Origin of the sequence: Kordia sp., assembly GCF_050633145.1 — a bacterium.
Lineage (GTDB): Bacteria > Bacteroidota > Bacteroidia > Flavobacteriales > Flavobacteriaceae > Kordia.
The window spans coordinates 25,876-38,583 of sequence record NZ_JBOEFY010000055.1; the positions used below are offsets into that span (position 1 = coordinate 25,876).

The 12,708-nt window shown below is 34.4% G+C and carries 10 protein-coding genes; 7 read left to right on the forward strand and 3 right to left on the reverse strand.

Annotated features, from left to right (window positions below; translation table 11 throughout):
• Window positions 1–8 precede the first annotated feature (8 nt).
• A complete protein-coding gene (locus tag ACRBBL_RS22085) occupies window positions 9–437 on the reverse strand; it encodes a hypothetical protein (RefSeq protein WP_431371266.1) in 429 nt (142 codons plus the stop codon).
• A gap of 146 nt (window positions 438–583) precedes the next feature.
• Entirely contained in the window at window positions 584–1,591 is a 1,008-nt protein-coding gene (recA, locus tag ACRBBL_RS22090; RefSeq protein ID WP_431371267.1) for a recombinase RecA, read from the reverse strand.
• Between the two features lie 622 nt (window positions 1,592–2,213).
• On the opposite strand from recA, the gene ACRBBL_RS22095 reads away from it, so the two are divergent.
• The 7 genes from ACRBBL_RS22095 to ACRBBL_RS22125 all read left to right on the forward strand — a co-directional run bounded on the left by ACRBBL_RS22095 (window position 2,214) and on the right by ACRBBL_RS22125 (window position 11,608).
• A complete protein-coding gene (locus tag ACRBBL_RS22095) occupies window positions 2,214–3,245 on the forward strand; it encodes a rhodanese-related sulfurtransferase (RefSeq protein WP_431371268.1) in 1,032 nt (343 codons plus the stop codon).
• A gap of 99 nt (window positions 3,246–3,344) precedes the next feature.
• Window positions 3,345–4,715, forward strand: a complete 1,371-nt coding sequence (locus ACRBBL_RS22100; RefSeq protein ID WP_431371269.1) for a PSP1 domain-containing protein — start codon at window positions 3,345–3,347, stop codon at window positions 4,713–4,715.
• Window positions 4,699–5,187, forward strand: a complete 489-nt coding sequence (locus ACRBBL_RS22105; RefSeq protein WP_431371270.1) for a gliding motility lipoprotein GldH — start codon at window positions 4,699–4,701, stop codon at window positions 5,185–5,187. The genes ACRBBL_RS22100 and ACRBBL_RS22105 overlap by 17 nt, the downstream gene beginning before the upstream one ends.
• An 18-nt stretch (window positions 5,188–5,205) precedes the next feature.
• A complete protein-coding gene (locus tag ACRBBL_RS22110; RefSeq protein ID WP_431371271.1) occupies window positions 5,206–7,572 on the forward strand; it encodes a penicillin-binding protein 1A in 2,367 nt (788 codons plus the stop codon).
• A gap of 70 nt (window positions 7,573–7,642) precedes the next feature.
• Window positions 7,643–8,344, forward strand: a complete 702-nt coding sequence (locus tag ACRBBL_RS22115) for a CoA transferase subunit A (RefSeq protein ID WP_431371272.1) — start codon at window positions 7,643–7,645, stop codon at window positions 8,342–8,344.
• Between the two features lie 2 nt (window positions 8,345–8,346).
• Window positions 8,347–9,003, forward strand: a complete 657-nt coding sequence (locus ACRBBL_RS22120; protein ID WP_431371273.1) for a CoA transferase subunit B — start codon at window positions 8,347–8,349, stop codon at window positions 9,001–9,003.
• A gap of 301 nt (window positions 9,004–9,304) precedes the next feature.
• Entirely contained in the window at window positions 9,305–11,608 is a 2,304-nt protein-coding gene (locus ACRBBL_RS22125) for a M43 family zinc metalloprotease (protein ID WP_431371274.1), read from the forward strand.
• Between the two features lie 219 nt (window positions 11,609–11,827).
• Here the strand turns inward: ACRBBL_RS22125 and ACRBBL_RS22130 are convergent, their stop codons facing one another.
• Complete coding sequence (locus tag ACRBBL_RS22130) at window positions 11,828–12,562, reverse strand: helix-turn-helix domain-containing protein (protein WP_431371275.1); 735 nt, start codon at window positions 12,560–12,562, stop codon at window positions 11,828–11,830.
• Window positions 12,563–12,708 lie beyond the last annotated feature (146 nt).

Consider the following 12,708-nt stretch of genomic DNA (forward strand, 5'->3'; position numbering starts at 1 on the left):
AGCTTAAGTTAGTTGTCGTTAACAGGCACTTCGTATGTTAAGTACATATCTTCTCCGTCATCATTTTTTCCTTGCCAAAATTTAAATGTATATGGTTCAGAATCAAGTGCACTAAAGCTAAATGTTTCGGTTTTAAATTCCTCTTCTAATGGTTCACAATTGTTTCCGGTAGTTACAAAATTTACTACAGCAATGGTTCTAACATTTCCAGTTTGTTGTACATACTCAAAGTTACTAAATGTATGACAAGTAGATGGACGTTTGTAAGTTACGCTAATAGTATGTGTACTTCCAAAATTAAAAGCTAAAGGTATCTCTACACTATCAACGGGAAGGAATTCAAATTGAAATTGAACATCCGATGTACTGTCATCAACAGCACATGAATTAAAAACCATTGAACTCATCACTAAAGCTAAAAATAATATCTTCTTCATAATCAAAATAATAAGCTACTTTTACAAGTAGATGCATTTATAGGCAAAAGGTTGCGTATAAAAATAAAAAAAATCCCAATAAGGGATTTTTCTTAGTTTATGTTAAGTTATATGCTATACTTTCAAGCATATAATTTTATATAGATTTAACTATTTGCAATAGCATCTTTAATTTTAACTTCAAGTTCTTCTAGTAATTCTGGATTGTCTTCTAATAAAGATTTTACAGCATCACGTCCTTGCCCCAATTTAGAATCACCATAACTAAACCAAGAACCACTCTTTTTTATGATTTCGTAATTTACACCGATGTCTAAAATTTCTCCTACTTTAGAAACTCCAGCGCCATACATAATGTCAAACTCAACCGTTTTAAATGGTGGTGCAACTTTGTTTTTTACAACTTTCACACGTGTTTTGTTTCCTTTTACTTCGCCATCAGTTCCTTTAATTTGTGTAGAACGTCTAATATCTAAACGAACAGAAGCGTAGAATTTTAAAGCATTTCCTCCAGTAGTTGTTTCTGGGTTTCCAAACATAACCCCAATTTTTTCACGCAATTGGTTAATGAAGATTACCGTACAATTGGTTTTGCTAATTGAAGCTGTCAACTTACGTAAGGCTTGTGACATTAAACGAGCATGTAATCCCATTTTAGAATCTCCCATTTCACCTTCAATCTCACTTTTTGGAGTCAATGCGGCAACAGAGTCAATTACTACAATATCGATAGCACCAGAACGAATTAAATTATCAGCAATTTCTAAAGCTTGCTCTCCGTGATCTGGTTGAGAAATAATTAAATTATCAATATCCACACCTAAACTTTCAGCATAAAAACGATCAAAAGCGTGTTCTGCATCAATAAAAGCAGCAATTCCACCTTTCTTTTGTGCTTCTGCCATGGCATGTAAAGTCAATGTTGTTTTACCAGAAGATTCAGGACCATAAATTTCAACAACTCTTCCTCTTGGATATCCACCAACTCCTAAGGCAATATCTAAACCAAGCGAACCTGTAGGAATGGTATCCACTTCTTCTACAACAGAATCGCCTAACTTCATTACAGCACCTTTACCATACGTTTTATCTAACTTATCTAAGGTAAGTTTTAATGCTTTTAATTTCGCTTCTTTTTCTTTATCTGAACTCATTATGTCAATTTTCTATTAATTTGAACGTTGCTAAATTACTATTTCTTTTCACTGAAACCAATTCACGATTTCTGATTTTGAATAAATCGCCTCAAAAAAAATTAGAATCACACGCAACCTTTTTTAAAATTCGACATCTATTAGGTAAAATTGCTTATAAAAGATGAGAATTTTAAACACATTTATTTACAATACACGAAATAACGCTTCGGTTCCATTATTCGGGAACTGCAAGCTTGACGGTGGCTAGCTTCATTGTTAATTCTATTCTTTAATAGAGAAATTGAATATTAACAATGAATTAGCTAGTAAGAGCGCTTCTGTCCACATAGAAGCGCTTTTATTTTTCCCGTAGTTGCAGTAAAAAGTTATTTTAATTGATCAAAAAAACGTTTTTCACTTCCATTTTCCCTGTTTTTGTACTGCAAATTTCTTCACTTTATCTTATTGAAATTAAAAATACAGTATTTGTTTCAATAAAGTACTGCAATAATGTATAAGCGTATTATTTTTCTTGTGAGCGTTATTTTTTCAGAGAAAACACACTTGTTTATTTGGTATTAGCACAAAAAATGTAATTTTGCCCAAAATATATACTTTAATCTTAACAAATTGATATAGCATGCAACTGTACAATAAATTAAGTGCGAAGGAAAGAGCGGAACTTATCGAAAAAGCTGGTAAAGACCGTATGACAATATCTTTCTATAAATACGCACAAATCGGAAACCCTGAAATTTTACGAAATCATTTATTTATTAACTGGGACAAAATAGACGTCTTAGGTCGAATTTATGTGTCGTATGAAGGTATAAATGCACAACTTTCTGTGCCTGCCGAAAATTTCAACACTTTCAAAGATCATTTGGACACAATTTCATTTTTAGAGAATGTTCGTCTAAATGTTGCGATTGAACAAGATAATATGTCATTCCTTAAGCTAAAAGTAAAAGTAAGAGATAAGATTGTTGCAGACGGATTGAATGATGAAAGTTTTAATGTTACTGATAAAGGTGTGCATGTTGCCGCTGAGAAATTCAATGAATTATTAGACGACAAAAACACAATTTTGGTAGATATGCGTAACCATTACGAAAGTGAAATTGGTCATTTTCAAGGAGCCATTACACCAGATGTAGATACGTTTAGAGAATCATTACCAATTATAGAAGACGACTTAAAAGAACACAAAGAAGACAAAAACCTAGTGATGTATTGTACAGGTGGAATTCGTTGTGAAAAGGCAAGTGCCTACTTTAAACATAAAGGTTTTAAAAAAGTATATCAACTTGAAGGCGGAATTATTAATTACGCACGTCAGGTAGAAGCACAAAACTTAGAAAACAAATTTATTGGTAAAAACTTTGTATTCGATCACCGAAGAGGCGAGCGAATTTCAGATGATATTATTGCCAATTGTCACCAATGCGGAAACCCTTGTGATACACATGTAAACTGTGCTAACGAAGCATGTCATTTACTATTTATTCAATGTGAATCTTGCGCAGAAAAAATGGATACTTGTTGTTCAGACGATTGTAAAGAGGTGCATAATTTGCCACAAGAAAAGCAAAAAGAATTGCGTAAAGGGAAAGAAGTTAGCAACAAAATCTTTAAAAAAGGAAGATCGGAAGTATTGAAGTATAAAAAGTAGATTTCCGATGCTACAGAAATAATCCTATCTTTACAACTTTAGAAAAAGAATACGAACCCCATATCTGCATCCCGAATAGCAGATTCTATATATAAAAATATGAGTTGTAACAGTTGTTCAACTGGTAAAGATGGTCAACCCAGAGGCTGCAAGAACAATGGAACTTGTGGTACTGATAGCTGTAACAAGCTAACAGTCTTCAATTGGTTGTCCAACATGTCGCTACCTAGCAGTCAAACACCATTTGATTGTATTGAGGTACGTTTTAAAAACAGTAGAAAGCATTTTTATAGAAATACAGAAAATTTAACATTAAGCATAGGAGACATTGTAGCTACAGAAGCTTCTCCAGGACATGATGTTGGTATAGTAACACTTACAGGTGAATTGGTGCGTGTGCAAATGCGCAAGAAAAAAGTAAGCACTGAAAGTGAAGAAATAAAAAAAGTATATCGAAAAGCTTCGCAAAAAGATATCGATGTTTGGTCACGTGCACGCGATAGAGAAGAAGCTATCAAAAAACGTGCGCGCGAATTGGCAATTGCCTTAAACTTACAAATGAAAATCTCTGATGTAGAATTTCAAGGTGATGGCTCTAAAGCTACTTTTTACTATACTGCAGATGATCGTGTAGACTTTCGTCAATTAATTAAAGACATGGCAAAAGCGTTCAGTATTCGTATTGAAATGCGCCAAATTGGCTTTAGACAAGAAGCAGCTCGCTTGGGCGGAATTGGCTCTTGTGGACGCGAATTGTGCTGTTCAACATGGTTGACAGATTTTCGTTCTGTAAATACGGCTGCAGCCAGATATCAGCAACTTTCGTTAAATCCTCAAAAACTAGCAGGACAATGCGGAAAGTTAAAATGCTGTTTAAACTTTGAGTTAGATGCGTATTTGGAAGCATTACAACAATTTCCAAAAAGTGACGTAAAACTCTATACGGAAAAAGGAACTGCGGTATGCCAAAAAACAGATATCTTTAAAGGACATATTTGGTATGCGTATGAAGGTGAATGGATGAATTGGCATAAACTTACCACAGATCAAGCCAATGAAATCATTGAACTTAATGCAAAAAAAGAAAAAGTAATAAGTTTAGAAGAATATGCTTTAGAACTTATTGAAGAAGATGAAGATACTAAAACAAACTTTGAAAACGTTGTAGGACAAGACAGTCTTACACGATTCGATAAGAAACCCACTCGAAACCGAAAAAGAAGAGGCGCACAAAACAAGAAAAAGCGTAGAAACAACAATGCCAAAACGGGCGCAACTGCAAAGAATACAAACAATCAAAAAGCAGGAAACGCACCAAAAAAAGGCAACAGTGGCGGAAAAAACAATCCTCGTAGTAAAAATAGCAACAAAGCTAAATCGAATAGTGAAAATGCTAGAGGACCAAAAAGCACTGGAAACAAGAATAACAACAGACGTAAAAAATCGAACAAAAATGCAAAGCCTAAATAAATACGCATTTTTACTAGGTATTCTTAGTACATTACTATTCATTTCTTGTGATGGCAACCGTGTATATGACCAATATACTTCCGTAGGAACATCTTGGGACAAAGACGCACCTCTTATTTTCAAATTCCAACAGCCAGATAGTACAAACAATTACAACTTGTTTGTCAATGTGAGAAATACAAACGAATACGAATTTCGCAACTTATTTCTTATTGTAAACATGAACTTTCCAAACGGGAATGTTGTTTCAGATACTTTAGAGTATGAAATGGCAGCACCCGATGGAAAATGGCTTGGTACAGGTATGACCACCAAAGAAAGTAAACTTTGGTACAAAGAAAATGTACGCTTTCCTTTTGAAGGAACATATGAAGTTACCATACAGCAGGCCATGCGAAAAATTAATGAACCTCAAGGAATCCAAAGCTTAAAGGGAATCACAGAGGTTGGCTTTAGAATCGAAAAAAAATAGTGCAAACAACGTATTGAAATGGCAAAAAAGCAAGTCAAAAAAAAGGGAGAAAAAAAATCGAAACCAGGCTCATTTAGAAAGCTTATCAGATGGTTTTGGATTCTATTTGCAGGTGGAATCGCAAGTATATTTTTATTATTCTTATTAGCTTCCTGGGGGTTTTTAGGTGAAATGCCATCTTTTGAAATTCTAGAAAATCCGCAAACAAACTTGGCTACACAGGTAATATCTGCCGACGGAAAAGTGCTTGGAAAATATTACTTAAAAGACAACAGAACGCCTGTTGATTTTGAAGAATTGCCAAAAGATTTAGTAAATGCACTCATTGCAACAGAAGATGCACGTTTCTATGAACACTCTGGAATTGATGTGCGAGGAACTATCAGAGCCTTTGCATACCTAGGAAGTAAAGGTGGTGCAAGTACCATTTCGCAACAGTTGGCACGACAATTATTTGTAGGTGTACGATCAAGAAATATATTTCAAGCAGGAACTCAAAAAATTAAAGAATGGGTTATTGCTACACGTTTAGAGCGCCAGTATACTAAAGAAGAAATCGTTGCAATGTATTTCAATATTTATGACTTTGGAAACAATGCGGATGGAATTCGTTCTGCAGCACGTATATACTTTGGTAAAGAACCAAAAGAATTGAAAATAGAAGAATCGGCAATGTTGGTAGGAATGTTTGTAAATTCATCGCTATTCAATCCAAGAAAAAGACCAGAGCGTGTAAAGAAAAGAAGAAATGTAGTATTAGGACAAATGTACAAATACGAATACATTACGGAAGCTGTGAAAGACTCTTTACAAAAGCTTCCATTAACGATTGATTATAACCCAGAATCGCACAATGAAGGTTTGGGAACGTATTTTAGAGAGCATTTAAAAGGATTCCTTAAAAAATGGATCAAAGACAATCCTAAAAATGATAAAGGTGATAAGTACAATATTTATTTAGATGGATTAAAAATTTACACCACAATCGATTCGCGCATGCAAAAACATGCAGAAGATGCTGTAGAAGAACACATGCAAAAGCTTCAGGCGGAATTCAAACATCAAAACACAAAAAAACGTAATAAAAATGCGCCATTTGCCAGAGATGTAGAACAAAATACGATTGACAATATCATGATTAGAGCCATTCGAGGTTCTGATCGATGGGACATTATGGAAAAAGAAGGAAAATCTGAAAAAGAAATTCTTGCTTCATTTGATCGTAAAACACCTATGACTTTATTTTCATGGAAACACAAAAACAATCGTGTTGATACCATCATGACACCACGTGATTCTATCTTGTATTCAAAATTCTTTTTACGTGCAAGTTTTATGTCGTTAGAGCCACAATCGGGTCAAGTTAAGGCTTGGGTTGGCGGTATTAATTACCGAAACTTTAAATATGATATGGTAAGACAAGGAGCGCGTCAAATAGGTTCTACATTCAAACCTTTTGTATATGCTACGGCAATTGATCAATTGCATTTATCTCCTTGTGATTCTATGCCAAATGGTCCTTTTTGTATAGAAGAAGGAAAATATGGTATAGCAGAACCATGGTGTCCAAAAAATTCTGACGGAAAATATGAAGGTATGCGAACGCTTAAAGGCGCGTTGGCAAACTCTGTAAATACTGTAACAGCACGTTTAATGGACAAAGTAGGTCCTGTAAATGTTCGATCATTAGCACAACGACTTGGTGTAGAATCTGAAATAGAGGAAGTGCCATCAATTGCATTAGGAACACCAGACATTTCTTTATACGAAATGTTAGGTGCGTACGGAACATTTGTTAACAAAGGAGTTTACGTTAAACCAGTCATTGTAACGCGTATTGAAGATAAAAACGGAACTATACTTTATGAATTTGTACCGAAAACAAGAGATGTACTAAGTGAAGAAGTAGCGTATACAGTTGTAAACTTAATGGAAGGTGTAACTGAAAGTGGTTCTGGAAGAAGGCTTCGCCATAAATCATTGGCCGAAAGACCTTTATATAAAGAAATTATGACGGGATATCCGTATGAATTCAAAAATCCAATAGCTGGTAAAACTGGAACTACACAAAACAACAGTAATGGTTGGTTTATTGGAATGGTACCTAACTTGGTTTCTGGTGCTTGGGTAGGAGGAGAAGATATGCAAGTCCGTTTTGCATCAACAACTTACGGACAAGGAGCTTCCATGGCATTACCAATTTGGGGATTATTTATGAAGAAATGCTATGCTGATGCATCTTTATCTGTCTCAAAAGATAAATTTCCAAAGCCAGAAGAAGAAATGACAATCAATGTAGATTGCTCTAAAACTACTTCAACAAAAGGCGATACTAAAGACGATGAGCCAGATGATGATAAAATAGATGGTATTGACTTTGATTAAGCTTAAATTATTCTGAAAAATTAGAAACATCTTTTGAAAATTTCGTAATTTTCAGTCAAAATATTGATTGATGATTAATAAAAAGATAAATTCTGTACAAGAAGCAGTTGCAGGTGTGGCAGATAATATGACGCTAATGCTCGGAGGCTTTGGATTGTGCGGAATCCCGGAAAACACAATTGCTGAATTGGTAAAGCTTGGTGTAAACAATCTTACATGTATTTCAAACAATGCTGGTGTAGACGATTTTGGTCTTGGTTTGCTATTGCAACAACGTCAAATTAAAAGAATGATTTCTTCCTACGTGGGCGAAAATGATGAATTTGAACGTCAAATGCTATCAGGAGAATTAGAAGTAGAACTTACACCTCAAGGAACACTTGCCGAAAAATGTAGAGCTGCACAAGCAGGATTTCCAGCATTTTATACACCAGCAGGCTACGGAACAGAAGTAGCAGAAGGAAAAGAATCGAGAGAATTTAATGGTAAAATGCACATCTTAGAAAAGGCATACGAAGCAGATTTTGCTTTTGTAAAGGCTTGGAAAGGTGACGAAGCAGGAAACTTAATTTTTAAAGGAACAGCTCGTAACTTTAATTCATGTATGTGTGGAGCAGCAAAAATTACAGTTGCTGAGGTTGAAGAATTGGTGCCCGCAGGAGAATTAGATCCAAACCAAATTCATATTCCAGGGATTTTTGTACAACGAATTTTTCAAGGGAATACGTATGAAAAGCGAATAGAACAAAGAACTGTAAGACAAAGAAGTTAGTTATGTTGGATAAAAATGGAATTGCAAAGAGAATTGCAAAAGAAGTAAAAGATGGTTATTACGTAAATTTAGGAATCGGAATACCAACACTAGTTGCTAACTTCGTTAGAAATGATATTGAAGTAGAATTTCAAAGTGAAAATGGAGTACTTGGAATGGGACCTTTTCCTTTTGAAGGTGAAGAAGATGCAGATATTATAAATGCAGGAAAACAAACTATTACAACTTTACCAGGCGCAAGTTTCTTTGATTCGGCAATGAGCTTTTCTATGATTCGAGGAAAACATGTTGATTTAACAATTCTTGGTGCAATGGAAGTAGCCGAAAATGGTGATATAGCCAATTGGAAAATTCCAGGAAAAATGGTTAAAGGAATGGGAGGCGCAATGGATTTGGTTGCTTCCGCAGAAAATATAATTGTAGCAATGATGCATACCAACAAGAGAGGAGAATCTAAATTATTAAAAAAATGTTCTTTGCCTTTAACAGGTATTGGTTGTGTGAAAAAAATTGTGACAAACCTCGCTGTTTTAAATGTAACAGAAGAAGGATTTGAATTGCTTGAAAGAGCACCAGGAATTTCTGTTGAAGAAATAAAAAAGGCTACAGAAGGAAACTTAATCATAAATGGAGAAATTCCAGAAATGGAACTTATCTAGTTTTAATAAAATCTAAAAAAACAAACATAAAAGTGTCATATTCGTAAAAATATGGCACTTTTTTTATGAATTTAATATAAAAAAAGTATACTCTATAAACTCCACTATTTTTATAGATAATTATCAGATAATCAGTTAATTGTTGAGTTTATCATTCGCATTTACATGAGAATGATATTGTGTAATTCATCGAAAAAAGAAGTATTTAAACGTGAAATTCGTAAAAAATTAACATATTTGCTGCGTTTTTAACAGTACGTTAAGAATACATAGTGCTAATTAACTTAAATACTTTTATTTTATGAAAAAACAAATTACTCTACTCTTATTGAGTTTTTTATTTGTTGGAATGATGTCTGCTCAAGAGCGTAATTGTTCTACAATGGAAAACTTAGAATACAGAAAGCAGCTCGATCCGCAATTGGAAGCACGAATGCAGGAAATTGATAATTACACTAGGCAACGAATTCAACAAAATGGAATTCCTAAAAGCATTTCTGGAAACGTAATTACAATTCCAGTAGTTGTTCATGTAATGTACACAAACGCTACAAACAACATTAGTCAAGCACAAATTCAGTCTCAGATTGATGTTATCAATGAAGATTTTAGAAGAACTAACGCTGATGCAGATAATACATGGTCACAAGCAGCCGATACAGAAATTCAATTCTGTATGGCAACGATAGACCCTAATGGAAATGCAACAACAGGAATTACTAGAAAATCTGTTACTAGAACAGATTGGGGAACTAATGACGATATGAAAAAGTCATCTCAAGGAGGAGTAAATCCTTGGAATACATCAGAATATTTAAATATGTGGGTAGTACCTCAAATGACAAGTGGCGGAAGAACAATTTTAGGGTATGCTCAGTTTCCAGGTGGTGCAGCTTCAACAGATGGTGTTGTAATGGCGTATAACTATTTTGGTAGAGTAGGAAACGTATCTGCTCCATTTGATGGCGGAAGAACAACAACTCACGAAATAGGACACTATTTAAATTTAAGACATATTTGGGGAGACTCTAACTGTGGTAATGATTTTGTAAGTGATACACCAACACACCAAACTTCTAATGGAGGATGTCCAACAGGTCAAGTATCTTGTGGATCTGTAGATATGGTTCAAAACTATATGGATTATACAAATGATTCATGTATGAACTTATTTACGGCTGGACAAAAAGCACGTATGCGTGCAGTATTAGATGCAGGTGGAGTTCGTAGAAGCTTAGCTTTATCTGATAAATGTGGTTCTGCTCCAGCGCCAACATGTACTGATGGTGTTCAAAATGGAGACGAAACAGGAATTGACTGTGGAGGATCATCATGTGCTCCTTGTACTACACCTCCAACATGTAATGACGGAATTCAAAATGGAGATGAAACAGGAATTGATTGTGGTGGATCATCATGTGCGCCATGTCAAACTGCTTGTACAGATAATGAAGTAACATTAACAATTACATTCGATAACTACCCAGAAGAAACTTCTTGGTCTTTAGTTACTGATGGAGGAACTACCGTTGCTTCACAAAACTATACAAATGCTCAGGCAGATGGTTCTACTATTACTGAAACATTCTGTTTACCTGACGATTGCTATACATTTACAATCAATGATGCTTATGGAGATGGAATTTGCTGTTCTTTTGGAAATGGATCATATACGTTAACAGGACCAAATGGAGAAATCAAATCAGGAGGAAGCTTTACTTCATCTGAAGGAACTGATTTCTGTTTTGGAAATACACCACCAGCACCAACATGTACTGATGGAATTCAAAATGGAGATGAAACAGGAATTGACTGTGGAGGTTCATCTTGTGCGCCATGTCAAACTGGTGGAACAACTGTATTACATGAAGGATTCTTCGAGTCTGGATGGGATGGATGGTCTGATGGAGGAAGCGATTGTTTCCGTTACAGTGGATCTCGTTCTTATGAAGGATCGTACTCAATTCGTTTACGTGATAATACAGGAACACGTTCTGCAATGACTTCAGAAACATTTGACTTACGTGCATACGATCAAGTAGAATTTAAGTTCTATTTCTATGCAAACTCAATGGAAACTGGAGAAGATTTCTGGGTACGATATTACAATGGATCTTCTTGGAGTACGGTAGCAACGTATGCTAGCGGAACTAACTTTAATAATGGTACTTTCTATTCTGCAACAGTAACATTAAACAGTGCTGATGTAAACTTTGCTTCTAACTCACAATTTAGAGTACAATGTGATGCTAGTGCAAATGCAGATCAAGTATATATTGACCAAGTAACCATTACTGGTATCAATGGTGGAAATGCAAGAGTACAGGCTATTGGTGGCGTACAAAACATACGTACAGGACCACAAAGCTCAATAAGTGGTGATTTCTTAATGACTCCAACAGTAACACGTGGTGATATTACGATCAACTTAGCAAGCTACAACCTTAACTCTTCATACAGAATCTTGAATTTACTAGGTCAAACAGTAAAAGCAGGAACATTGAAAGATGGAAGATTAAATGTAGGTGAACTGAAATCTGGTGTATACATGCTAGAAGTAACAGATGAAGAAGAAAAACTTATTCAGAAGTTTGTAAAGCAATAAGCTTAGACTTTAATACATTTTTTATAGAATTAGAAACTCCCAAGTGTCAAAGCTTGGGAGTTTTTTTATTGTGTATAAAAATAGCAAAGCGGACTTGCTAATAAAAGAAAGTACCGCTCTGCTTATTTAAAAAAACAGCTAACCTAAAGATTCCCCAATCCAACGTGATACTTAAACCAACTGCTGTTTTTCTAATATGTAAATCAATCTAATTTATTTTTAAGGTGTCTGTTTCAGGAAGTCTGAAACCGTTTCACCTGTTTTCTTTCTAAATGCTTTTGAGAAGGATTCTCTATTGCTAAAACCAGCTTCTTCTGCCATAGCATGCATTGTATAATTTCTGTAACTAGTATTTTTTTCTAATTTTTCAATACTGTATTGAACGCGTAAATCATTGATGTAATTTCGAAACGATTTTAGTTTATAGGTATTAATCACTTTCGATAAATACTTTGTATTCGTTTGAAGCTTTTTAGCAAATTCATATAATGTAATTTTAGAATTTAAGAAACCTCTTTCGTTTTCAAATGCTTTTAAATTTTCAAGAATCGTATGTACAATTAACGGATCAATATTTAGCTTGGAACTTGTGTCTTTTTCATTATCATGCGTATGCTCTTGCTTTGTTTTTTCTAATAATGACACAATTTTTTCCAGTCGTTTATCTCTACGTTTATTAAAAAAGCATAACATTCCAAAAAGTACTACTAAGAATAACACAATGCCCATGAGTATAAAATACTTTAGTTCAAATGCTTCTTGTTTCTCAAGCAATGTTGTAATTATTTTTTCCTTCTGTTCTACTAGTGCCAAGCTATCTGTTTGTAGCGTTTTTTTAGAAAACGATAACTCTTGGATGCTTTTAGAAACTTCCATTTTTTCACTTCCGTAGATTGCTCCAACGTTTAAAAAACAAATACATATCATTAGTATATTCTTATATATCAACTTCATGGTAACGGTTTTTGTGTTAATGTTTCTTTTTTAATTCGTTTTCAATTTCTTGATCGACTTCGTTTTTTGATTTCTGTTTGTATCTACTTGATGTATTCTTGAAATACAACGTCAGTATAATGACAACAATAATTACTACTATTGCG